A 23241-nucleotide genomic window follows, 5' to 3' on the forward strand; every position below is an offset into this window, starting at 1 on the left:
GACTCGGGTAAAATACCGGAATTCGCGTCCGGCCTGCGCCACGCCGATCTGCATACCGCACCAGTTCAAAGCAGTGCACGCAGTCAGGCAGAGCTATCAGCCAAACCCCGGCGCCTCGTTCTTATTCAATTCGTCTCCGTTGGCGGAATGCGCGCCGGTCCTGTACCGGGCGAGCGTTCCGTGCTGTTTCCGCGCCTCATCGAGGGCGCCCATTAGCGCGCGCGTCGCGCTTATTTACCGGCAAGCAGCCGTGCTGCCCCGGCACAAGGATCCGTCCATGCATCCCATGCTCAACATCGCTGTGAAGGCCGCGCGCCGCGCAGCCCAGATCATCAACCGCGCGTCGCTCGATCTCGATCTGATCCAGGTCAGCAAGAAACAGCACAATGATTTCGTGACGGAGATCGACAAAGCGTCCGAAGCCGCGATCATCGACACGCTGAAGACCGCTTATCCCGATCACGCTATCCTCGCCGAAGAATCCGGCAAGTCGGACAACGAGTCCGAGTACCAGTGGATCATCGATCCGCTCGACGGCACCACCAATTTCATTCACGGCTTTCCGTACTACTGCGTGTCGATTGCGCTGGCCCACAAGGGCATCGTGACGCAGGCCGTCGTGTACGACCCGACCCGCAATGACCTCTTCACCGCCTCGCGCGGCCGCGGCGCGTTCCTGAACGACCGCCGCATTCGCGTCGGAAGGCGCGATCGTCTCGCCGACGGCCTAATCGGCACCGGCTTCCCGTTCCGCGAAACCGACGGTCTCGAAGCATATGGCCGCCAGTTCGCTGAAATGACGCAAGCCTGCGCGGGCCTGCGCCGTCCCGGCGCGGCCGCGCTCGATCTGGCGAACGTGGCCGCGGGCCGCATGGACGGCTTCTTCGAGCAAGGCCTGAACCCGTGGGACGTCGCCGCGGGCAGCCTGCTGATCACCGAAGCCGGCGGCCTGGTGGGCAACTACACCGGCGACTCGGACTTCCTGCACGTCGGCGAAGTCGTCGCCGGCAATCCGAAGATTTACGCACAGATGGTGCCGATCCTCTCGCGTTACAGCCGTACGCGTCAGCAAGCGGCTTGAGTTGCGCGGCACGCGCTTCCGCGTCGTAGCGTCTGAGGCTCCAGTCCAGAACAACGCAACGAGTAAGCGCGGCACTGCACGCCTGCAATCACAACAAACACTCGACACAAGCGGCTTCGGCCGCTTTTTCATTAGCGCGCCTGCATCGTGCGAGCGTTCGTGCTACAAAGCGGGAAGCCGCGCCGGCCCTACGCTTTTCGCCGGCTGCATTCCGCGTCCCACGCTGCGCCCGCCTGCGCGTTGTGTGCGCAGCGATCCGCGCTCGCATCCGTGCGTCGTTCCTGCGTCCTTCGCGCCTCGTCTCGCGCGCCGCTTCCCATCCGCTTCATGAAAAAAGGCTTCTACACGATCATCGCGGCGCAGTTCATTTCGTCGCTTGCCGACAATGCCCTGCTGATCGCCGCCATCGCATTGTTATCCGTGATCCGCTCGGCTGCGTGGGTCACGCCCTTGCTGCAGATCTTCTTCACTGTCTCGTACGTGCTGCTCGCGCCATTCGTGGGCGCGTTCGCGGACGCCATGCAAAAGCGCCACGTGATGTTCATCTCCAATGCGCTCAAGGCGAGCGGCTGCATGATGATGATTGCAGGCGTGCATCCGATGATCGCCTACGGCGTGGTCGGCTTCGGCGCGGCCGCGTATTCGCCGGCGAAATACGGCATTCTCACCGAGTTGCTGCCCGCCGAAAAACTCGTCAAGGCCAACGCATGGCTCGAATCGGCGACAGTGCTCTCGACGATCGTCGGCACCATGGTGGGCGGCGCGCTCATCAGCACATTCGCCGATAAATTCGTCGCGCGCGCGCATCTGCCGCTGATCGGCTCATCGGCGGATCTGGCGATGTTCGCGGTCATGCTCACGTACGCGATCGCCGCCGCCATCAACATCTTCATTCCCGACACCGGCGCGCGCTATCCGAATCGCCTGACCGAGCCGACGAAGCTCGTCGGCGACTTCTATCATTGCTTTAACGTGCTGTGGGCCGACAAGCTCGCGCAGATCGCGCTGTGGGTCACGACGCTGATGTGGGGCGGCGCCGTCACGCTGCAATTGCTGGTGCTGAAATGGGCCAACGTGAACCTCGGCCTGTCGCTCTCGAAGGCCGCGGTCATGCAAGGCGTGACCGGCCTCGGCATCGCTGTCGGCGCTGCGGCGGCGGCCGCGCTGATTCCGCTGCGCCGCTCGCTGACCGTGCTGCCGGTCGGCATCGTCACCGGCGCGGTCGCCATTGCGATGGCCTTCTACAACAAGAACCTTTTCCCCGCGGGCGCGGGCATCCACATCGGCTCATATGTCGTGCCGATCTACATCCTGCTCGCGTATCCGCTGATGATCCTGCTCGGCGCATTGTCCGGCTTTTTCATCGTGCCGATGAACGCGATTCTTCAGCATCGCGGCGCCACCCTGCTGTCGGCCGGACACTCGATCGCGGTGCAGAACTTCAACCAGAATCTCGCCGTATTGCTGATGCTTGGCGCGTACGCGCTGCTGCTCACGGCGAAGATGCCGGCGCAATGGATCATCGTCGTGTTCGGCGTTTTTATTACGTTCATGATGTGGCTCGCGAAGCGGCGGAGTGCGGCGAACGAACGGTCTGCGAATATGCATGCGCTGCTGGAGGAATGAGGGTGGCGTGACGTCGAATACCCGCATATCGAGATAGCCTCTGCTCTTGCCGTGGGAAACTGGGGTCAGCAAATCCCCAAGACCCGACAGCGAGAAAGAGCTCGATGGCGAAGTGCGAAAACCACCGTTGTCCGGTCTGTTACCCGAACTGGAGAGACGAGGAAGCGGCCGCAAAAAAGCAGTCGGAAGATGACCAGCAAGACTGCATCAACTGTTGGCGCTTCTACCAGAAAAAAGCGGAGGCCCTCGTTGCCATCGACGATCCCATCGCTCGCAATCGACGCATCAACGCCGCGTATGCGCAGTTGTGGCTAGACGATCACCGGTTCCAGTGGGCGGGGCTCGCGGCGTTTGCATCCAAACAGGTCGGGTGCGGCTTGCTCAACGCTGCGGAACTGATCGGCAAGTCAAATCGGGAGCGTAACGCTTACCAACAATGGGAAAGACAAAGCTCTCCGCTTGAACGGATCGCACCGTACGGATCGCCGCGCATGCCGATCCCGGATCAGGTGAACGGTACGGGCGCAGAAAAGGTATATCAGATGCTCGCAAAGGGAAACACGGCGCTATTTCTCGACGTCTGGCCTCTGCACATGTTTTACAGGAAGTTCGGGCTGCAGCGATTTCAGAAATGCCTGACCGAGCGCTCGGGTCTCCGCGGGTCGGTTATCTGGCCGATCGCAGACCGTGTTCTCTTCGCGGAAAGCAAACCCGAGGTGTTACTCGCGTTCCGGGCAATCGATGCAGGCAACCTCGCGGAGGGCGTCAGGCTGCTTGCCCGTCACGAACCGATCAATATCCTGCAACCGGCCATGTACACCGATCCGGCGTTCGTGGTGCTGATGCGCGCCAACCAGTTCGCGTGGGCGTGGCACATTCCGACCGGTTCCGCGCGCGAGATCCAGTTGGCATTTGCGAACCAATGCACACTGGCAGCAACCAGCGCGAAGAACGAACGTTTCAGCAACCAGGCTCTCGCCAACATCGCAGATCCCGATCAGCGCATGGCGTTCGTTATCCGCGCAGCCCAGCGGTTCGACGAATTGTTACGCGACCCGATCGAAAAGCACTCGGTCGAAAACTCGCTGTATCTCATTGCGCACCCGAGGTGATCATGGTGCGCGGAACAATCAGGTGGTTCGGGTACGCGGCGTGCGCGCTGTTCGGCTCCGCTGTCGTTTGGGGCATATACGCGATGACAAGACCCGTCGACGAAGTCGTGCTGACGCTTGGTGAGTCTTATGAACACGTGCGGCAGCACTCGCGATCGACGCTCCCGGCTGCAACCGACGAGAAGTCCATCAACCTTTACGTGACGCGCCCCGCAATCTTCCGCTTCAGCGATTCGCAGTTCGGCTTCGTTACGCCGCCTGCCAGGTTCCTGAGTCTTTATGCGGATCAGCTTGGCAATGTGTCGCTTGTTACCCTATCGCCACAAATCGAAACACTGCCGCTTGACGCGTCGATCGCTATTCTCACGGACCTGCAAAAGCAGTTCCAGCGGGCGGGCTGGAAACCGTTCCAGTCTCGCGACAACCGCCCTATCGAAGACACTCAGGCAGCCCGAAATGCGATCCGGGCATGCACCGCCCCCACAACGCGCTGGCAAGCCGGTAACAAATATCAGGTTTCAGTCAATATCCGGTGCTTCGGCAGCAGAGGCCATCCAAACGACGAGCGCTATGTGATCACCTTGGACTTGAGTCCACCAGTGTTTGAAGATTCGCCTGCTCGTTGAACGAACGCTCTGCCAACAGCCACGCCATTCCCTAGCCGCACCCGTCGCAACCCGCATCGGCCATTCGGCCAGGGTCCGCTCGCGGCGTCGGCGGGTTAAACTCACGCCCTGAACAGCTAAAGCAGAAAGATACCGAGGATGGGCACTCAAACCGCAGCGGCCAGCGACGTCGCACAACATACCCCGATGATGCAGCAATACCTGCGCATCAAGGCGGAGCATCCGGGCACGCTCGTGTTCTACCGGATGGGCGACTTCTACGAACTCTTTTTCGACGACGCCGAAAAAGCCGCGCGTCTGCTCGACCTCACGCTCACGCAACGCGGCGCGTCGGCGGGCAATCCGATCAAGATGGCGGGCGTCCCGCATCACGCGGTCGAACAGTATCTGGCGAAGCTCGTGAAGCTCGGCGAATCGGTCGCGATTTGCGAGCAGATCGGCGACCCGGCCACGTCCAAAGGTCCTGTCGAACGCAAGGTCGTGCGCGTCGTCACGCCGGGCACGCTCACGGACGCCGCGCTGCTGTCCGACAAGAGCGACGTCTTCCTGCTGGCCATGTGCGTCGCGCACAATCGCCGCGGCGTCGCGACGAGCGTCGGGCTCGCGTGGCTGAATCTCGCGAGCGGCGCGTTGCGGCTCGCCGAAGTCGCGCCCGACCAGGTGGCCGCCGCGCTGGAACGCATCGACCCGGCGGAGATTCTGGTCGCCGACACGACGGCCGATTCCACGAGCTGGACGCCGCCCACGGGCGCACGCGCGCTCACGCGTGTCCCGTCATGGCACTTCGACGTCGCCTCGGGCACGCAGCGCTTGTGCGATCAACTGGAAGTCGCGGGCCTCGACGGCTTCGGCGCGCATTCGCTCACCTGCGCGTGCGGCGCGGCCGGCGCGTTGCTGCTGTACGCGGCGGCCACGCAAGGCCAGCAACTGCGGCACGTGCGCAGTCTGAAGGTCGAGTACGAATCGGAATATATCGGCCTCGACCCCGCAACGCGGCGCAACCTGGAAATCACGCAGACTTTGCGCGGCACCGAATCGCCCACGCTGTGTTCGCTGCTCGACACCTGCTGCACGACGATGGGCAGCCGTTTGCTGCGTCACTGGCTGCATCATCCGCCGCGTGAATCGGCGGTTGCACGCGCGCGTCAGCAGGCTATCGGCGCGTTGCTCGACGCGCCCGCGGGCGCGGGCACGGACGTCGACTCGCTGCGCGGCGTACTGCGGCACATCTCGGACATCGAGCGGATCACCGGCCGTCTCGCACTGCTGTCGGCGCGCCCGCGCGATCTGTCGAGCTTGCGCGACACCTTCATCGCGCTGCCTGAACTGCGTGCGAGGCTCGCGGCCGTTTCGTCGAACGCGGAATCGCTTGCGCGCATCGACGCATCGCTCGAGCCGCCGCAAGCGTGCGTCGAGTTGCTCACGCGCGCCATCGCACAAGAGCCGGCCGCGATGGTCCGCGACGGCGGCGTGATCGCGCGCGGCTACGACGCCGAACTCGACGAACTCCGAGATATTTCGGAGAACTGCGGACAGTTCCTAATCGATCTGGAAACGCGTGAACGCACACGCACGGGCATCGGCAATCTGCGCGTGGAATACAACAAGGTGCACGGCTTCTATATCGAGGTCACGCGCGGCCAGACCGACAAGGTGCCGGACGATTATCGCCGCCGTCAGACGTTGAAGAACGCCGAGCGCTACATCACGCCGGAACTGAAGACGTTCGAGGACAAGGCGCTGTCCGCGCAGGAACGCGCGCTTGCCCGCGAGCGTTCGCTCTACGACTCGCTGCTGCAGGCGCTGTTGCCGTTCATTCCGGACTGCCAGCGCGTCGCGTCGGCGCTCGCCGAACTCGATTTGCTCGCCGCTTTTGCCGAACGCGCTCGCGCGCTCGACTGGGTCGCGCCGAGCTTCTCGCTCGATGCAGGCATCGAGATCGAACAGGGACGGCATCCGGTTGTCGAGGCGCAGGTCGAGCAATTCATCGCCAACGACTGCACGCTCACGCCGGAGCGCAAGCTGCTGCTGATCACCGGCCCGAACATGGGCGGTAAATCGACCTTCATGCGCCAGACGGCGCTGATCGCGCTGCTTGCGTACGTCGGCAGCTACGTGCCTGCACGGCGTGCGGCATTCGGGCCGATCGACCGGATTTTCACGCGCATCGGCGCGGCGGACGATCTCGCCGGCGGCCGTTCGACCTTCATGGTCGAGATGACCGAAGCGGCCGCGATTCTTAACGACGCGACGCCGCAAAGCCTCGTGCTGATGGATGAAATCGGCCGCGGCACATCGACCTTCGACGGCCTCGCGCTCGCGTGGGCCATCGCGCGGCATCTGCTTGCGCATAACGGTTGCCATACGCTGTTCGCGACGCATTACTTCGAACTCACGCAGTTGCCGGCGGAATTCCCACAAGCGGCGAACGTGCATCTGTCGGCGGTGGAACACGGACATGGCATCGTGTTCCTGCACGCCGTCAACGAAGGTCCGGCGAACCAGAGCTACGGTTTGCAGGTCGCGCAACTGGCCGGCGTGCCGAACGCGGTGATTCGCGCGGCGCGCAAGCATCTTGCGTATCTCGAGCAGCAGTCCGCGGGGCAACCGGCGCCGCAGCTCGATCTGTTCGCGGCGCCGTCGCCGATGCTGCTCGAAGATGCGGACGACGAGCCGCAAACTGCTGACGCGTCGCCGGCTATGCAGACGCTTGTCGAGCGTTTGCGCGGCATCGATCCGAACGATCTGCGGCCACGCGAAGCGCTCGATCTGCTGTATGAACTACACGAGTTGGCCGCTGCGCCGGATGCGGATCATTGAGGCACGCGGTCTGGCCGAGCGTCCGCGCGAATTCCGCGCGGGGTCGGCTATAGCTATGGCGCCGAGGGTAGCGAGCAGAGTTGGGCTGCGCATTGCAGGTCTGGTATCCACACTCGCCTTCGCACTTCTCCTTCCCACACCGCGGGCTTATGCAGCCGCGCCGAACTACAGCTTCGCGGTCATCGCGAACACGATGCAAAGTCCCGCCGACGAAGCCCCGACCCAGCGGCTCATCGACGCAATCGGCCGCGAGCGCGACGTCTCTTTTATCGTCTACGACGGCAATCTGAAAGGCCCGAAAGAAGCCTGCCGCGATGCGCTGTATGAACGGCGCCACGCGGTGCTGGAAACGTCGCGGCCCGCGCTGTTTTTTATTCCAGGCCAGCACGATTGGGTCGATTGCGCGAGCGCCGAGGCAGGCGGCTTCGATCCGGTCGAACGGCTCGACCAGTTGCGCCAGACGCTTCTCGGCGATGCCAACTCGATGGGCCAGAACCCGCTTGCACTGACGCGAGAGAGCGAGGTATCGCGCTTTCGCCCGTATCGCGAGAATGTGCGTTGGCAGGTGGGCGACACGGTGTTCGTCGGGCTCAATGCGCCGAGCCCCAACAATCACTATCTGACCGCCGGCGGGCGCAACGGAGAATTCGAAGACCGCGTGATCGCCAACGCATTCTGGCTCGAACATGCCGGCGAATTTGCGAAGCGCCGTGACGCACGCGCGATCGTCGTGTTCATTCAGGGCGACCCCGACGCCGAGCGCTATGAACGGCCAGAGCGTTTCGCATGGCTGCGCTTCGGACGCAATCCGCGCCGCGACGGCTTCCTCGAGTTCAAGCGCAGCCTCGTGAAGCTCGCGCAGATCTTCCACGGGCCGGTGCTCGTCGTCCATTCCGACGACGAACACGCGAGCGCCGGCTTCGCGATCGACCAGCCGCTACGCAATGACAAAGGGAATCTGGTGACGAACCTCACGCGTATCGCGCTCGCGCCGCATGATCGTCTTAACCAGTGGATTCAGATTGATGCGGACTTCGGCAGAAAACCGCCGTTCCGCGTGACGGTGCGCGAGGTGCCGCGGCATATGCCGATGCCCACGACGCAGCCTGTGTTGCCGAGGGACGAGCCCGCCGCTTCGATGCCGGCGGTGCCGTCGCTCGGGCCGGCGTCCGACTTGCCGCCGCTTCTTCCTACGCCCGGCCAGTCACAACCGGACTCGCAGCAACTCGATCAGTTGCCGCGCATTCCGGCCGACCAGGGCGGCGGCGGATACGGACCCGCGACGTCGACTCCGCCAGGGCAGCGGGGTGCGCCGGGAGCGTCCGGCGCTTCAGGCACTTCAGGCACTTCAAGCGCTTCAGGTGCGGCCGGCTCAGGCGCTACCGGCTCGCAGCCGCACTCAGTGCAGCGTGGGCCCTGACTTGCCGCTCTCGTCGTCCGCGTCGTCGTCTTCGTCGAGCACTTCCAGGCCATCCGCGCCATGCGCATGCTCGTGCTGGATTTCGTCTTCGGTCGCGGGACGCACGTCTTTCACGGTCAACGCAAAGCGCAGCGCCATGCCGGCGAGCGGATGGTTGCCGTCGAGCACGACCTTGTCTTCAGCGACGTCGGTCACCACGTAGACGAGCGAATCGAGGTCGTCATCGCCTTCTTCCGGCGTGCCTTCGAACTGCATGCCGACTTCGAGCGGTTCCGGAAAGCGATTGCGCGGTTCGATCTTCACGAGTTCCGGGTCGTACTCGCCGAATGCGTCTTGCGGCTCCAGCTGGATCTGGGTCTCGAAGCCGGCCTCGTGGCCGTCGAGCTCTTCCTCGATCTTGGGGAACGTGCCATCATAGCCGCCGTGCAGATAGACCATCGGCTCGTCGCTTTCTTCAATCAGATTGCCCTGCGCATCCGACAGCTTGTAAGCGACCGACACGACGGTGTTCTTTGCGATTTTCATTCGATTCTCCAGAATACAACTCACATTATACGATGCCCAAGCGGCCCACTGACCACCCGGCCGAAGCAGCTTCGGCACGCAATTCTTCATCGGCTGCAAAGCCGGCTTCCGCGATTTTCCCGCCCTCGCCCGACACGCCCACGCCGCTGCTCGGCAACCTCACGCCGTCGCAATTCATGCGCCGCTACTGGCAGAAAAAGCCGTTATTGATCCGCCAGGCAATTCCCCACGTCGAAGCGCCGCTTTCGCGCGACGAGTTGTTCGAACTCGCGGACGAAGACGACGTCGAGGCGCGCCTCATCACGCACTTTCGCAATAAATGGCAACTCGAGCATGGCCCGTTCGCGCCCGACGAACTGCCGTCGCTGAAGCGGCGCGCGTGGACGCTGCTCGTGCAGGGCGCCGATCTGCACGACGACCGCGCGCGCGCCCTGCTCGACCGCTTCCGCTTCGTTCCCGACGCGCGCCTTGACGATCTGATGATCTCGTATGCGACCGACGGCGGCGGCGTGGGCCCGCACTTCGATTCCTACGATGTGTTTCTTTTGCAAGTAAAAGGCAAGCGGCGCTGGCGCATCAGCGCGCAGAAAGATCTGACGCTGCAGCCGGACTTGCCGTTGAAAGTTTTACAGAACTTTGAGGCAGAACAAGAGTGGGTGCTGGAGCCCGGCGACATGCTGTATCTGCCGCCGCATATCGCACACGACGGCGTCGCCGAGGGCGAATGCATGACCTGCTCGATCGGGTTTCGCGCGCCGTCGGCGGGCGAGCTGACGGCGCAGTTCCTTTACCATCTGGCCGAGCGCGGCGAAGAGAACGGCCGGACCGGCGCGCTTTACCGCGATCCCCAGCAACCCGCCGTGGACCGGCCGGCGGAACTGCCGGCGGCGCTCGTCGAACGCGTTGGCGCAATCCTTGCTGAGGTCAGATGGAATGAGCAGGACATTGCGTCGTTCCTTGGCACGTATCTCAGCGAACCCAAGCCGAGTGTCGTCTTTGATCCGCCGCAAAGGCCGCTCAACGAAGTGCGTTTTATCAGTGAAGCATTGAAGTCCGGGGTGCGACTGGACCGCAAGACGAGTTTGTTGTACAACCGCCGCTTTTTCTTCATAAACGGAGAGAAATTTCCGTTTGACGGCTCGAAAAAGTGGCTCTTTGATCTCGCAGATCACCGATGTCTGAGTGCGAAACGCTTTGTAACACTCTCACACGATTCGTCGGTGACAGCACGGCTACACGAGTGGTATCGTGCGGGCTGGATACGGATGGGCGAGCTTGCCTAGCCTCGCGTGTCTGTTATACACAGTACAGTGAAATTTTGTATGAGAAAGACAACGTATTGACCCCGGATTTATGGATTGTCAGTACGAAAGTGCATATAATTTCCGCCCAAGCCGTAGGGAAGATTCCTGCTCGTCAAAAGAGCGTCTCCACCAGCGGCCGAAGTCGGTGTTGGAGCACATTACCGGTATTATTTTGCGCTGTTGCTTACCTTTAACCATAAAAGGACGTGATCATGAAGAAATCCCTCCTCGTAGCATCCCTGTTGGCAGCTGTGGCACTGGCTGCATGCAACAAGAGCAACGATCAGGCCGCTGCACCGGCTAGCGACGCAGCTGCCGCTTCGGCACCGGCTGCCGCTGCTTCGGATTCGGCTGCTGCTGCATCGGGTGCGGCTGCTGCTGCGAGCGACGCTGCTGCTTCGGCTTCGACCGCTGCTTCGGACGCAGGCGCTGCTGCTTCGGCTGCTGCTCCGGCTTCGGGCGCAAGCCAGTAAGCTGTCGCGTAGGGTTCGCCTTCGGGCGAAAGCCGCATCGGGAAATCATCGCGATTTCCCGAGCGGTAAAGCGAAACGCCACGGACTCACATCCGTGGCGTTTTGTTATTTCAGCGCCGTTATTCCAGCGTCGTTTTTCGCGGCGTGGAAATACGGCTATGCCATTTCGCCTATTGCGCGGCTTTGTCGTTCTCTCCAAAGAATTCGCGGACGACCTCGATTTCACGCGTACGCTTAAACGGCGGCAGGCTTTGCCAGATCCGGCGCCCATAAGGTTTATCGACGAGACGCGTATCGCAGATCATCAGCACGCCGCGATCGGTTTCCGCGCGAATCAGCCGCCCTGCGCCCTGCTTGAGCGTAATGACAGCCTGCGGCAACTGATGAACCGCGAACGGGCTCAGACCTTTCTTCGTGAGCGCATCGAGCCGCGCTGACAGAACCGGATCGTCGGGCGGCGCAAACGGCAGCTTGTCGATCACGACGAGCGATAGCGCGTCGCCCCGCACGTCGACGCCTTCCCAGAAGCTCTGACTGCCGACAAGAATCGCGTTGCCGTACGCGCGAAAACGATCGAGCAATTCCGTGCGGCTCGCATCGCCCTGAACCAGCAGCGGATAGTTCCAGCCGCGCGCCTCGATCACATCGCGCAATTTCGCGGAGATGCGGTCCACGGCGCGCAACGTCGTGCACAACATGAAGACGCCGCCGCCCGAGGCCTCGATCGCCGGCAAGGCTGCGTCGAACACCGCGTCTGTGAACATCGGCGACGACGGCTGCGGCAAATTACGCGGCACATACAACAGCCCTTGCGACGGATAGTCGAACGGGCTCGGCAAGGTCATCGAACGCTTGGCGTTCAGGCCCATTTGCGCGGCGTAGTGCGTGAAGTCGCCGCGCACCGACAACGTAGCCGACGTAAAGATCCACGCGCGCGGCACGCCGGCGCGCTGCTTCGCGAAAATCGGCGCGACCGAGAGCGGCGTCTCATGCAACTGCACCGTGTGCGCAAAGACTTCGATCCAGCGCACTTTTTCGTTCGGATCGGCGCGCTCGTTTTTGGCTTCGGCGGAACCGCTTCGCTCCGTGTCCGCAGTCTGACGTTCGAGCTCGGTAGGCGGAGTCGTCCAGCCAGCCAGCACGCCCTGCAACTCGCGCGCGCGGCGCAAACAGGCGCCGATCGACTCCGCGCGCTCGGCCTGTCCGGCGAGCGCAGACTCGAGTGCATCGAGCTCCGCTTCGAGCGCTTCGAGCGCGGCGAACAGCGGGTGATCGTCGGGCAACTGACCGATCGACAAGCGCACCGAATCTTCCTTGAACGCAAGCCGCACGTCGCGCGCGGCACGCTCCAACGTCGAACCGAGCTTGACCCAGTCGACGGCGTCGCGGGCATGCCCCAAGCCCTCGGCCACCGAATCGCGCGCGAGTTCGAGAAACTGCGCGGTGGAAAGCGTCTCGCCGAAAAACAGCGTGGCCGTTTCGGGAAGCTGATGCGCCTCGTCGAAGATGACCGTATTGGCCGTGGGCAGCAGCTCGGCCATGCCGGTGTCGCGCAGCATGATGTCGGCGAAAAAGAGGTGGTGATTCACCACCACGATGTCGGCCTGCTGCGCCTCGCGGCGCGCCTGCATCACGAAGCAGTCCTTGTAATGCGGACACTCCTGGCCGAGACAGTTGTCCCGCGTCGACGTCACCATCGACCACACCGCCGCCGTTTCCGGCACGCTCGCGAGTTCGGCTTTGTCGCCGGTTCGCGTGATCTTCGCGAAGCGGACGATGTCCTGCAGATACGAGGTTTCCTGGCGCGACGGCAAGCGGCCGTTATCGGCCGTGCGCTGCAGATAGTAGTGACACAGATAGTTCGCGCGGCCCTTGAGCATGGCCACCGACACGGGCACCGCCAGTGCGTCGCGCACGGTCGGAATGTCGCGCTGAAAGAGCTGGTCCTGCAGGTGCTTGGTGCCCGTGGAGACGATCACCTTGCCGCCCCACAGCATGGCCGGCACCAGATACGCATAGGTCTTGCCCGTGCCCGTGCCGGCCTCGACGATCAGCGTGTTCTCGGCGCCGTCGAGCGCCTTTGCTTCGTCGGCTTCGACGGTCTCGCTTGCGGCATCCGCGCCGGCAGTTTGCAGACGCCGCGCCGGACGTTTTTGCGCCTCGAACATCGCGGGCTCGGGCATCGCGCGGCCCGACGCTTCCATGGCGGCAGCGACGGCGCGCGACATTTCGATTTGCGACGCCCGCGAGCGATAGCCGTCGATCTGCCGCGCCAGCAAACCGTTGTCGGCGAAGATGTCGTTCAGTTCCGCGGCGCGGCGAGGATCGAGCGATGCGCTCAGCGCCGGCGCGGCGGGACGCGGCGCGGGCGTGCCGGTCTCAGAGGCGCTGTCGGCGGCACTCGCGCGTGATGAAGTTTCAAGCGAAGTTTCAAGCGAAGTTTCAAGCGGTGAATTCAAGGCAAGCGTTTCCTGCAAAGTCCGGCTCGCGCGGCGCGCGCCCGGCGCCTGCCAGGCCGCGAACTCAGGCGCGTGCGTCCGGTTCGAGCTGCAATTGCAGCAAGATGATGGTGTCCTTGACTTTGAGTTTGCGCTTTTTCAGGCGCTGCAACTCGAAGTCGTCGATGCCGGGCTCATCCGATATTCGGTCGATCAAACGGTCGAGCCCACTATGCTCCGATTGCAGTTGCAGAATCCGGTCGCGAAGTGTGTCCGCGTTGATGACGTGATGTTGATCGCGCATGCTCGCCTCCGCTCGACTGTGACACGGGCTGCATGTTCGCGATGTTCAGCCCGTTGCCTGAGGTTGCTGTCCGGCTCAAAACGCGTTACGGCGACTGTCTGCACTACGGCGCGCGCTGGCTACTGCGTGCACTACTGCGATATTACAACCGCATGGCACCCACCGTGCGGATGGGTGCGATCCAGCACCATGCAAGCGCCATTCAACGCCATACGCATGTCACACGCACTGCGCACGGCGCGGCTCGCTACTGTTGCTGCTGTTGCTGTTTCTGCTGCTCTTCGAGTTGCTTCTGCTGCCTCAACTGTTCCTGGCGTTTCTGCTCGGCTTTTTCGGCGGCCTGCTTCTGGCGCGCTTCGACATCGGCCCGGTGCTGCGCGGCCTCGGCCTGTTTCTTTTCGAAGCTCTGCTGCTTCTCGACGCGCTCCTGCGCTTTCTGCGCGCCCTGCTTGCGAGCCTCGTCCAGCTTGCGCTGGAAGTCGCCCTGCTTCTGGTCGTAAGCCCGCTGATTGGCAGCCGCCTGCGACGGGCTGATGCCGCGCTTCGCCTGGTCGATTGCGTGCTGACGCTGCTTTTCCTCGTAGGCCTCGGCGTTGGCGCTGCGCTGCGGCGCCTCGGCACTGCGCTGCGCCTGGTCGAGCGCGTGCTGGCGCTGCTTGTCTTCGTAAGCCTGGGCGTTGCGCGCGTCTTCGGCGGCACGCTGCGGCGCGCTCGCCTCGTCTTGTGCGCGCTTGATCGCCGCCTGCTCGTCGCGCTTGCGCGCGCGCTCGGCGCGCTGCTCGCCGTCGAGTGCCAACTGCTCCTTGCGGATCTGCGCCTGAACCGTGCGCATCTGATCGCGCGCCTTGTTCAGACAGTGATTGACAAAGAACGTGCTGTAGCAGTCATGCTCGGCGACGCCATAGCGATAGTTGTTTTCCTCGGTGCGTTGATCCAGCGTTTTCTGCCGCGCGTCGAATTCGCTGTCCAGCGTTGCGGTGCTGCTTGCACCGTCGGCAGCGGCATTCGCATCACCGCCGGCACTGCTACCCTGCACAGCCGATGCGGCCGCAGGCGTCACCGATTGCGCCGCAGCAGGCTCTGACATGGCCAGCGCCGCAGCCATCATGCACGCCGACGCTGCGCAAGACGCCATCGACGTTCTGCTGGAAACCCACGCGAAAAGGTCGGCACGACGCGACCCGGCTACACGCGAAGCGAACGGCCAGCGCGCGGCGAACAGCGGCAAATGTGGCGAGCGGGAAACCGGGCGCGAGCCCTGGCGGTTGAACAAAAAGGAGATTGGCAACGTGATTGGCAACGTCAGAGAGGGTCAACGGAACATGCCCGAAATTCTATCACCCCCGCGCGGTTGAGCCCTTTGGCATTTGTGGCAAAATGCCCCGCTCTAGCAAACTGGTCGCAGCGCGCACGCACTGCGTGCCCGGCGCCTCGTGTGTGTGCGAGGCGCCGCCGGCGCACGGCCCCTGACCGAGTCCGCAGGAAACCCAAGAGCTTATGACGGAAACCGTAGCACTCAAGATCGTACAGCGCATCGCCGCCGAACTGTCCGTCCAGCCGCGCCAGGTCGCGGCCGCGGTGCAACTTCTCGACGAAGGAGCGACCGTTCCGTTTATCGCGCGCTACCGCAAGGAAGTGACCGACAATCTCGACGACACGCAGTTGCGTAACCTCGAGGAACGCTTGCTGTATCTGCGCGAACTGGAAGACCGGCGCGCGGCGATCATCGCGAGCATCGACGAACAGGGCAAGCTCACCGACGAGCTGCGCACCGCGATCGAGGGCGCCGACAGCAAGCAGGTGCTCGAAGACCTGTATCTCCCGTATAAGCCGAAGCGCCGCACGCGCGCGCAGATCGCTCGCGAAGCCGGCCTGCAGCCGCTCGCCGATGCGCTGCTCGGCAATCCGCTGCTCGACCCGCAAACCGAAGCCGCCGCGTATGTCGACGCCGAGAAAGGCGTCGCCGACGTGAAGGCCGCGCTCGACGGCGCACGCGACATCCTCTCCGAGCAATTCGGCGAAACGGCCGACCTGCTCGGCAAGCTGCGCGACTACATGTTCAATCAGGGCGTGGTGTCGTCGAAGGTGGTCGAAGGCAAAGAGAGCGCTGAAGAAGAAAAATTCCGCGATTACTACGACTACGCGGAAACCATCCGCACGGTGCCGTCGCATCGCGCGCTCGCGCTGTTCCGCGGCCGCAATGCCGGCGTGCTGATGATCAAGCTCGGCCTCGGCGAAGAACTGGACGCGCAGGTGCCGCATCCGGGCGAGACGCTGATCGCACGTCATTTCGGCATTGCCAATCAAAACCGTCCGGCCGATAAATGGCTGTCGGACGTGTGCCGCTGGTGCTGGCGCGTGAAGGTGCAGCCGCACATCGAAAACGAACTGCTGACCAATCTGCGCGAGGAAGCCGAACACGAGGCGATCCGCGTGTTCGCGCGCAATCTGAAGGACCTGCTGCTGGCCGCGCCGGCGGGCCCGAAGGCCGTGATCGGTCTCGATCCTGGTATGCGCACCGGCGTGAAAGTCGCGGTGGTCGATCGGACGGGCAAGGTGCTCGCCACCGACGTGATCTACCCGCACGAGCCGCGCCGCGACTGGGACGGCTCGATTGCGAAACTGGCGCGCATCTGCGCGCAGACGCAGGCCGAGCTGATCAGTATCGGCAACGGCACGGCGTCGCGTGAAACGGACAAGCTCGCGAGCGAACTGATCGCGCGTCATCCCGAACTCAAGCTGCAAAAGATCGTCGTGTCGGAAGCGGGCGCGTCGGTCTACTCGGCGTCCGAACTCGCGGCAAAGGAATTCCCGGACATGGACGTGTCGCTGCGCGGCGCGGTGTCCATCGCGCGGCGTCTGCAAGACCCGCTCGCCGAACTCGTGAAGATCGAGCCGAAGGCAATCGGCGTCGGCCAATATCAGCACGACGTGAACCAGCGCGAACTCGCGCGCTCGCTCGACGCCGTGGTCGAAGACTGCGTGAACGCGGTCGGCGTGGATGCGAATACGGCGTCGGTCGCGTTGCTCGCGCGCGTGTCGGGGCTCAACGCCACGCTGGCTCGCAACATCGTCGACTATCGCGACGCGAACGGTCCGTTCCCTTCGCGCGAGCACTTGCGCAAGGTGCCGCGTCTCGGCGACAAAACCTTCGAACAGGCGGCCGGTTTTCTGCGCATCAACAACGGCGAAAATCCGCTCGACCGCTCGTCGGTGCACCCGGAAGCGTATCCGGTCGTCGAACGGATTCTCGCGAAGATCAACAAGCATGCCGGCGAAGTGCTCGGCAATCGCGACGCGCTGCGCGGCCTGTCGCCCGCCGAATTCGTCGACGATCGTTTCGGTCTGCCGACCGTGCGCGACATTCTGCTCGAACTCGAAAAGCCGGGCCGCGATCCGCGGCCTGAGTTCAAGACGGCGACGTTCCGCGAAGGCGTCGAGAAAGTCAGCGACCTGACGCCTGGCATGGTGCTCGAAGGCGTGGTGACGAACGTCGCGGCGTTTGGCGCGTTCATCGACGTCGGCGTGCACCAGGACGGTCTCGTGCACGTGTCCGCCATGTCGACGAAGTTCATCAAGGACCCGCACGAAGTCGTCAAGGCCGGCCAGATCGTCAAGGTCAAGGTGCTCGAAGTCGATGTGAAGCGCCAGCGTATCGCGCTGACCATGCGTCTGGACGACGAGTTCGGCGCGGCCGCAACGCGCAGTGGCGGCGGTGCGCAGCAGGATCGCGGCGGCTCCGGCCGTGCGGGCGGCGGCAATGGACGCGGCGCGCCGCAGCAGCGCTCGCGTGAACCGGAACCGGGTGGCGCAATGGCCGCGGCATTCGCGAAGCTCAAGCAGAAGTAAGGCGCCTGTGCGTTCGGTGTGCGAAGTGCTTATGCTGCGCCGCTGAATGCACGCCGTCTCTCACGGGGCTGCCAACAAAAAACCCACGCATTGCGTGGGTTTTTTTCGTTAGAGCTAATGCCGGCTACTGCGGGCTACTGCGCCGTCCGTCAAATCTCGATCTTCGTTCCCAGCTCCACCACGCGATTCGCGGGAATACTAAAGAAGTCCGTCGGCTTCGCGGCGTTCTGATGCATCCACGCGAACACACGTTCGCGCCACACCGACATGCCGGGCAATTGCGTGGGCACGACCGTTTCGCGAGCGAGGAAGAACGACGTGTCCATCAACTCGAACGTCATGTCGTGCGTGCGGCCGATTTCCATGAGCACGGCCTTCACGTCCGGCGTTTCATTAAAGCCGTACGCGGCCTTGACGAGATACAAACCGCCGTCGATGTTCCTCACCGTCACACGCTCCGCGTCGTTCACATACGGAATGTCGCGCGTGATGAAGGTCAGGAAGATGGTGCGCTCATGCAGCACCTTGTTGTGCTTCAGATTGTGCAGCAGGCTGACGGGCACGAGCGTATCGCTGCCGGTCAGGTAGATCGCCGTACCCGACACGCGGTGCGGCGGATGCGCGAGCAGCCCTTGCAGGAACGGCATCAGCGGAATACCGTCGGCGGCCGTGCGTTCCTTGACGATCATTCGGCCCTTGAACCACGTCATCAGCAGGAAGAACAGCAAGGCGCCAATGCCGAGCGGCAGCCAGCCGCCCTCTTCCACCTTCAGCAGATTCGCGCCGAAAAATCCTAGGTCGATCGTGATGAAGACGGCGATGATCAGTCCAACCAGGAACTTGTTCCAGTTCCACACCTTCACCATCACGACGCATGCGAGGATCGTGGTGATGACCATTGTCGCCGTCACCGCGATGCCGTACGCGGCCGCGAGGTTATCGGAACTCTTGAACGCGATCACGATGCACAGAATGATGAAGAGCAGCATCCAGTTCACGACCGGCACATAAATCTGGCCGATAGCAAGCTCGGACGTATGCAGGATCTTCATGCGCGGCACGTAGCCGAGCTGAATCGCCTGGCTCGTCAACGAATACGCGCCCGAGATCACCGCCTGCGACGCGATCACCGTCGCCACCGTCGACAGCACGACGAGCGGCAGCAACGCCCACTGCGGCGCGAGCAGGAAGAACGGATTCTCGATCGCCTTCGCGTCGTGCATCAGCAGCGCGCCCTGGCCGAAATAGTTCAGCACCAGCGAAGGCATCACCAGCACGTACCAGCCCATGCGGATCGGCTTCGCGCCGAAGTGGCCCATATCCGCGTAGAGCGCCTCGGCGCCCGTCAGCACGAGCACGACCGAACCCAGCACGACATACGCTTGCAACACGTGCGCGGCCATGAAGGAGTACGCGTAATACGGGTTCAGCGCGCGGATCACAGTCGGCGATTGCACGATATGCCAGAGCCCGAGCACGGCGAGCACGACGAACCACACGACCATGATCGGACCGAACAGACGGCCGACGGTGGCGGTGCCGTGCCGCTGAATCCAGAACAGCAGGATCAGAATCACGATGGTGAGCGGCAACACCAGATGAGACAGATGAGGCGCCGCGATCTCGAGACCTTCGACGGCGGAAATCACCGAAATGGCGGGCGTAATCACCGCGTCGCCGTAAAACATGCAGGCGCCGAAAATGCCGAGCATCATCAGCAGGCCGGCCATTTTCGATTTCTCATCCAGCGAACGCAGCGCCAGCGCCATGAGCGCGAGCACGCCGCCCTCGCCGTTGTTGTCCGCGCGCATCACGAACAGCACGTACTTGATGCCGACGACGATCACGATGGCCCAGAACAGCAGCGAGATCACGCCCAGGATGGATTGATCGGTCAGCGGAATGCCATGCGACGGGCTGAACGCCTCTTTGAGCGCGTACAGCGGGCTCGTGCCGATATCGCCGAACACCACGCCGATCGCGGCGAGCGCGAGCGAAGGTAGTGGCTGTTTGTGCACGTGATTGTTATCTGTCATAAACGCGAGGAAATCCGTTTCCTGGGCGGAAAAAAGCGACCGCTATTCTAAACCGCCTGCCTGAGACCGCCCAGCTTATTGTGGATACACCACGTGGATGGTCCGCGCAGTGTAGCACTGCGATATGTGCGCGTCTGCTGCGTAACGTCTCGTGCGGCGAATGTCACTGCGCGCGGGCGAAGCGCCGCGTGCCGTTGCCCGCGCATAAAAAAACGGAGCCCTATGGGGCTCCGCTACGATGCGCTTTCGAGGCATCAATTTTCCGAGGACTCCTGCGCTTGCGCCATGCCGCGCTTGATCCACGCGCCGAGGTTATGCGGGCGAACCGTATCCCACTCCTCGAACGGTTGATGAATCCACGGATTGGTCGGCAAGTACTGCACATGATAGTCGGGCTTCACTTTCGAGCAGCCCTTGTACCAGAGCACCGCCGAACGCACCGCCGTGATGGCCGGATAGCGTTCCTTCAGATGCTGCTGAACGCGTGCGAGCGTCACGCCGGAATCGACGAGGTCGTCGACGAGCAGCACGTTGCCGTGCAGTTCACCGCGCGTCATCGTGATGTATTGCGCGATGTCGAGTTCGCCCTGCTCCGTGCCGGCCGCTTCGCGATATGAACTGGTTGCGAGAATAGCCAGCGGCAAATCGTAGATGCGCGAAAGCTGGTCGCCCACGCGCAAACCGCCGCGCGCGAGGCACAGAATCTTGTCGAACTTCCAGCCCGATTCATGCACGGCGAGCGCCAGCAATTCGATCAGCCGGTGATACTCGTCCCAGCCGACCCACAGGTTTTTATCGTCGTTGCGCGGATCTTTCATCGCAATCATGGGGACACCTTGCACCATCGCTTAAGCCTTGAACGGATGACGAAGCAGAATGGTCTCGTCGCGATCCGGACCGGTCGACACCATGTCGATCGGAATGCCCGCCACTTCCTGCACGCGCGACAGATACGCACGCGCGTTCGCCGGCAGCTTGTCCCATTCCTTGATACCGACGGTGCTTTCCTTCCAGCCCGCGAAGGTTTCGTACACCGGCACGCAACGCGCGACTTCCGACGAGCCACGCGGCAGCAGATCGACGTTCTTGCCGTCGACGGTATAGCCGACGCACAGCTTCACTTCGTCGAGACCGTCGAGCACGTCGAGCTTCGTCATGCACAAGCCCGACACGCCGTTGATCTGGATCGAGCGGCGCAGCGCGGCGACGTCGAGCCAGCCGGTGCGGCGCGGACGGCCGGTGACCGAGCCGAATTCCTTGCCGACGGTGGCGAGTTCCAGGCCGATCGCTTCCTGGCGCGCGGCGTTGTCCGCGTCGTACAGTTCGCTCGGGAACGGGCCCGAGCCGACGCGCGTGCAGTACGCCTTGGTGATGCCGAGAATGTAGTTCAGCTTTTGCGGACCGACGCCCGCGCCTGCCGTTGCCGCGCCCGCGACGCAGTTGCTCGACGTGACGAACGGATAGGTGCCGTGGTCGATGTCGAGCAGCGTGCCTTGCGCGCCTTCGAACAGCAGGTTGCTGCCGGCGGCGTTCGCGTCATACAGACGGCGCGACACGTCCGTCACCATCGGCTTCAGACGGTCGGCGTAGCTCAGCATCGTGTCGAGCGTTTGCTGGAAGTCGACAGCGGCGACGCCCAGGTACTGCGTCAGCACGAAGTTGTGATAGTCGAGGTTTTCACGCAGACGTTCGGCGAAAGTCTCCGGCTCGAACAGGTCCTGCACGCGCAAGCCGCGGCGCGCCACCTTGTCTTCGTAAGCCGGGCCGATGCCGCGGCCGGTGGTGCCGATCTTGCTCGCGCCACGGCGCGCTTCGCGGCCCTGGTCGATGGCAATGTGGTACGGCAGGATGAGCGTGGTGGCTTCGGAAATGAACAGGCGGTTCTGCACGTCGACGCCTGCGGCCTCGAGTTCGCCGATTTCCTTGAACAGCGCTTCCGGCGACAACACGACGCCATTGCCGATGTAGCACGCGACGCCGGCATGCATGATGCCCGACGGGATCAGACGCAAGATGGTTTTCTTGCCGCCGATGATAAGCGTGTGGCCGGCATTGTGACCGCCCTGGAAGCGAACGACGCCTTGAGCGTGGTCCGTCAGCCAGTCGACGATTTTGCCCTTGCCTTCATCACCCCACTGGGTTCCCACGACGACGACGTTACGCCCGGGGTTCACATTCACTGCGCTGGCAGACATGTTGTTTCGTAAGCTGGTTAAAAACGTATTTTACCTATGTTCGCGGACGCTTCCGGAATTTTTCCGTTTCCGCTCAACGGCATGCACGTTATGGTGGGTATCGTGAAAGGAGCGCGGCCGGTGGTGGCCGATGTTGGCCGAGGGTAGCCAATAGCCGCGCGATGACCGGCGACGCATGCGGAACAACTGCTCCGCGCCTCGATGTGTCCGCGAAAAAACCGCGAGCGACGCTATTAAAACGCGCTCACGAGCGCGGTTCGACGGTCCACGCGCCGTTGCGCTCGACCAACACGCGGTCGAACGCGAATTCGTCGAGATCGTGCTCGTGACCGGGCAGCGCCTGGATCACGACTTCACCGGCGTCGCGCAACGCGGCCACGCTCACGCGAAGCGCGTCGTCGTGTTGCCAGGGCGCGAGAATCGCGCTGCTGCGCGCCTCAACGGGCGAAATGCGCGCGACTTCGCGAAGATCGAGCGAGAAGCCTGTCGCCGCGCGCGCCCGGCCATACGCCTGGCCGACGTGGTCGTAACGGCCGCCGCGCGCGACCGCGTTCGGCACGCCGTCGACATACGCCGAGAACATCACGCCGCTGTGATACGCGTAGCCGCGCAGATCGGCGAGGTCGATCATCACTTCGGCGCCTTCGACCTGGCTTGCGAGGAATGCGAGGTCGTCGAGCGCGCGTGCGATGGCTGGCGCATTCGGCAAACGCGCGCGCGCTTCTTCGAGCACCGACGCGTCGCCGTAGAGTGAAGGCAGCGCGCGCAACGCATCGCGCGTGACGGCCGAAAGATTCGCGGTCAATTCGACGAGCCGCGGCACGTCCTTGCCCGCCAGCGCGTCGTAAAGCGATTGGCCGAGTTCGGCGGCGGCCGGCTCCGCTTCGATCAACGCCGCGAGCACGCCCGCGTGACACAGATCGAGGCGCACTTTGCCCAGGCCCGCGAGATGCAGTGCATCGAGCATCAGTTGCTGGATTTCCAGGTCGGCCTCGAGGCCCGCATGACCGTAAATTTCAGCGCCGATCTGAATCTGCTCGCGCGTCGCGTGCAGACCGCGCGGCCGCGTATGCGCGACATTCCCGGCGTAGCAAAGACGCGTGACGCCCTGACGGTTCAGCAGATGCGCGTCGATACGCGCGACCTGCGGCGTGATGTCGGCGCGCAGGCCGAGCGTGCGTCCGGACAACTGATCGACCAGCTTGAAGGTGCGCAGGTTCAGATCGTGCCCGCCGCCCGTCAATAGCGACTCGATGTATTCGAGCAGCGGCGGCATGACCATCTCGTAGCCGTACGAGCGAAAGCGGTCCAGCAGACGACGCCGCAATTCTTCGATCTTGCGGGCCTCCGACGGCAGCACGTCGGCAATGTTCTCGGGAAGTAACCAGGTCGACATCGATACAGTCCTACGACGTTGAACACGGCGGCACAA

Annotated in this window: 19 protein-coding genes; 10 read left to right on the forward strand and 9 right to left on the reverse strand. The window is 63.2% G+C overall.

Annotated features, from left to right (window positions below):
• Nucleotides 1-277 precede the first annotated feature (277 nt).
• From P0D87_RS07645 to P0D87_RS07670, 6 genes are all read left to right on the forward strand, one after another.
• Complete coding sequence (locus P0D87_RS07645) at nt 278-1081, forward strand: inositol monophosphatase family protein (RefSeq protein ID WP_029970735.1); 804 nt, start codon at nt 278-280, stop codon at nt 1079-1081.
• 327 nt (nt 1082-1408) lie between these two features.
• Complete coding sequence (lplT, locus tag P0D87_RS07650; protein ID WP_029970734.1) at nt 1409-2707, forward strand: lysophospholipid transporter LplT; 1299 nt, start codon at nt 1409-1411, stop codon at nt 2705-2707.
• 104 nt (nt 2708-2811) lie between these two features.
• Entirely contained in the window at nt 2812-3819 is a 1008-nt protein-coding gene (locus P0D87_RS07655) for a DUF2515 family protein (protein ID WP_053858416.1), read from the forward strand.
• A gap of 2 nt (nt 3820-3821) precedes the next feature.
• On the forward strand, nt 3822-4445 hold the full coding sequence (locus tag P0D87_RS07660; protein ID WP_053858417.1) for a hypothetical protein: 624 nt from the start codon (nt 3822-3824) through the stop codon (nt 4443-4445).
• Nucleotides 4446-4583: 138 nt separating this feature from the next.
• Nucleotides 4584-7265 (forward strand): DNA mismatch repair protein MutS, encoded by a 2682-nt coding sequence (mutS, locus tag P0D87_RS07665; RefSeq protein WP_053858418.1) that lies wholly within the window; start codon nt 4584-4586, stop codon nt 7263-7265.
• The gene (locus tag P0D87_RS07670) at nt 7252-8685 is read left to right on the forward strand and encodes a hypothetical protein (protein ID WP_082367065.1); all 1434 of its coding nucleotides are present in this window, start codon (nt 7252-7254) and stop codon (nt 8683-8685) included. Before mutS ends, P0D87_RS07670 begins: the two co-directional genes overlap by 14 nt.
• Here the strand turns inward: P0D87_RS07670 and P0D87_RS07675 are convergent.
• Nucleotides 8665-9210, reverse strand: a complete 546-nt coding sequence (locus tag P0D87_RS07675; protein WP_006051465.1) for an FKBP-type peptidyl-prolyl cis-trans isomerase — start codon at nt 9208-9210, stop codon at nt 8665-8667. The genes P0D87_RS07670 and P0D87_RS07675 overlap by 21 nt on opposite strands.
• Before the next feature lie 203 nt (nt 9211-9413).
• On the reverse strand, nt 9414-9623 hold the full coding sequence (locus tag P0D87_RS31550; RefSeq protein WP_507028588.1) for a hypothetical protein: 210 nt from the start codon (nt 9621-9623) through the stop codon (nt 9414-9416).
• On the opposite strand from P0D87_RS31550, the gene P0D87_RS07680 reads away from it, so the two are divergent.
• Together P0D87_RS07680 and P0D87_RS07685 are read left to right on the forward strand one after the other, a co-directional pair.
• Nucleotides 9603-10493 carry a JmjC domain-containing protein gene (locus P0D87_RS07680; protein ID WP_507028589.1) on the forward strand — a complete coding sequence of 297 codons (891 nt, stop codon included), beginning with the start codon at nt 9603-9605 and terminating at the stop codon, nt 10491-10493. The two genes, P0D87_RS31550 and P0D87_RS07680, sit on opposite strands and share 21 nt — an antisense overlap.
• A gap of 233 nt (nt 10494-10726) precedes the next feature.
• Nucleotides 10727-10987, forward strand: a complete 261-nt coding sequence (locus P0D87_RS07685) for a hypothetical protein (RefSeq protein WP_081652994.1) — start codon at nt 10727-10729, stop codon at nt 10985-10987.
• A gap of 170 nt (nt 10988-11157) precedes the next feature.
• On the opposite strand, the gene yoaA is transcribed toward P0D87_RS07685, so the two are convergent.
• The 3 genes from yoaA to P0D87_RS07700 all read right to left on the reverse strand — a co-directional run bounded on the left by yoaA (nt 11158) and on the right by P0D87_RS07700 (nt 14837).
• Nucleotides 11158-13446, reverse strand: coding sequence for a DNA repair helicase YoaA (yoaA, locus tag P0D87_RS07690; RefSeq protein ID WP_053858421.1), 2289 nt, complete (start codon nt 13444-13446; stop codon nt 11158-11160).
• 64 nt (nt 13447-13510) lie between these two features.
• Complete coding sequence (locus tag P0D87_RS07695; protein WP_006051328.1) at nt 13511-13729, reverse strand: DUF465 domain-containing protein; 219 nt, start codon at nt 13727-13729, stop codon at nt 13511-13513.
• 247 nt (nt 13730-13976) lie between these two features.
• The gene (locus tag P0D87_RS07700; RefSeq protein ID WP_053858422.1) at nt 13977-14837 is read right to left on the reverse strand and encodes a hypothetical protein; all 861 of its coding nucleotides are present in this window, start codon (nt 14835-14837) and stop codon (nt 13977-13979) included.
• On the opposite strand from P0D87_RS07700, the gene P0D87_RS07705 reads away from it, so the two are divergent.
• Nucleotides 14815-15084 carry a hypothetical protein gene (locus tag P0D87_RS07705; RefSeq protein ID WP_165919780.1) on the forward strand — a complete coding sequence of 90 codons (270 nt, stop codon included), beginning with the start codon at nt 14815-14817 and terminating at the stop codon, nt 15082-15084. The two genes, P0D87_RS07700 and P0D87_RS07705, sit on opposite strands and share 23 nt — an antisense overlap.
• 142 nt (nt 15085-15226) lie before the next feature.
• Nucleotides 15227-17578, forward strand: coding sequence for a Tex family protein (locus P0D87_RS07710; RefSeq protein WP_006051326.1), 2352 nt, complete (start codon nt 15227-15229; stop codon nt 17576-17578).
• 149 nt (nt 17579-17727) lie between these two features.
• On the opposite strand, the gene P0D87_RS07715 is transcribed toward P0D87_RS07710, so the two are convergent.
• The 4 genes from P0D87_RS07715 to P0D87_RS07730 all read right to left on the reverse strand — a co-directional run bounded on the left by P0D87_RS07715 (nt 17728) and on the right by P0D87_RS07730 (nt 23205).
• Entirely contained in the window at nt 17728-19614 is a 1887-nt protein-coding gene (locus P0D87_RS07715; RefSeq protein ID WP_029967434.1) for a potassium transporter Kup, read from the reverse strand.
• A 254-nt stretch (nt 19615-19868) separates the two neighbouring features.
• A complete protein-coding gene (locus P0D87_RS07720; protein ID WP_006051322.1) occupies nt 19869-20459 on the reverse strand; it encodes a phosphoribosyltransferase in 591 nt (196 codons plus the stop codon).
• Nucleotides 20460-20462: 3 nt separating this feature from the next.
• A complete protein-coding gene (locus tag P0D87_RS07725; protein ID WP_006051321.1) occupies nt 20463-21809 on the reverse strand; it encodes an adenylosuccinate synthase in 1347 nt (448 codons plus the stop codon).
• A 244-nt stretch (nt 21810-22053) separates the two neighbouring features.
• The gene (locus P0D87_RS07730) at nt 22054-23205 is read right to left on the reverse strand and encodes an ATP phosphoribosyltransferase regulatory subunit (protein ID WP_053858424.1); all 1152 of its coding nucleotides are present in this window, start codon (nt 23203-23205) and stop codon (nt 22054-22056) included.
• Between the last annotated feature and the right edge of the window lie 36 nt (nt 23206-23241).

It is taken from the genome of Paraburkholderia sp. RL17-368-BIF-A (genome assembly GCF_046054045.1).
Classification (GTDB): domain Bacteria; phylum Pseudomonadota; class Gammaproteobacteria; order Burkholderiales; family Burkholderiaceae; genus Paraburkholderia; species Paraburkholderia graminis.

Excerpts from the sequence above, each read along its gene's own strand:
- P0D87_RS07645 (WP_029970735.1), top strand. The coding sequence starts at position 278 with ATGCATCCCATGCTCAACATCGCTGTGAAGGCCGCGCGCCGCGCAGCC.
- lplT (WP_029970734.1), top strand. The coding sequence starts at position 1,409 with ATGAAAAAAGGCTTCTACACGATCATCGCGGCGCAGTTCATTTCGTCG.
- P0D87_RS07655 (WP_053858416.1), top strand. The coding sequence starts at position 2,812 with ATGGCGAAGTGCGAAAACCACCGTTGTCCGGTCTGTTACCCGAACTGG.
- P0D87_RS07660 (WP_053858417.1), top strand. The coding sequence starts at position 3,822 with ATGGTGCGCGGAACAATCAGGTGGTTCGGGTACGCGGCGTGCGCGCTG.
- mutS (WP_053858418.1), top strand. The coding sequence starts at position 4,584 with ATGGGCACTCAAACCGCAGCGGCCAGCGACGTCGCACAACATACCCCG.
- P0D87_RS07670 (WP_082367065.1), top strand. The coding sequence starts at position 7,252 with ATGCGGATCATTGAGGCACGCGGTCTGGCCGAGCGTCCGCGCGAATTC.
- P0D87_RS07675 (WP_006051465.1), bottom strand. The coding sequence starts at position 9,210 with ATGAAAATCGCAAAGAACACCGTCGTGTCGGTCGCTTACAAGCTGTCG.
- P0D87_RS07685 (WP_081652994.1), top strand. The coding sequence starts at position 10,727 with ATGAAGAAATCCCTCCTCGTAGCATCCCTGTTGGCAGCTGTGGCACTG.
- P0D87_RS07695 (WP_006051328.1), bottom strand. The coding sequence starts at position 13,729 with ATGCGCGATCAACATCACGTCATCAACGCGGACACACTTCGCGACCGG.
- P0D87_RS07705 (WP_165919780.1), top strand. The coding sequence starts at position 14,815 with ATGGCCAGCGCCGCAGCCATCATGCACGCCGACGCTGCGCAAGACGCC.
- P0D87_RS07700 (WP_053858422.1), bottom strand. The coding sequence starts at position 14,837 with ATGATGGCTGCGGCGCTGGCCATGTCAGAGCCTGCTGCGGCGCAATCG.
- P0D87_RS07710 (WP_006051326.1), top strand. The coding sequence starts at position 15,227 with ATGACGGAAACCGTAGCACTCAAGATCGTACAGCGCATCGCCGCCGAA.
- P0D87_RS07715 (WP_029967434.1), bottom strand. The coding sequence starts at position 19,614 with ATGACAGATAACAATCACGTGCACAAACAGCCACTACCTTCGCTCGCG.
- P0D87_RS07720 (WP_006051322.1), bottom strand. The coding sequence starts at position 20,459 with ATGGTGCAAGGTGTCCCCATGATTGCGATGAAAGATCCGCGCAACGAC.
- P0D87_RS07725 (WP_006051321.1), bottom strand. The coding sequence starts at position 21,809 with ATGTCTGCCAGCGCAGTGAATGTGAACCCCGGGCGTAACGTCGTCGTC.
- P0D87_RS07730 (WP_053858424.1), bottom strand. The coding sequence starts at position 23,205 with ATGTCGACCTGGTTACTTCCCGAGAACATTGCCGACGTGCTGCCGTCG.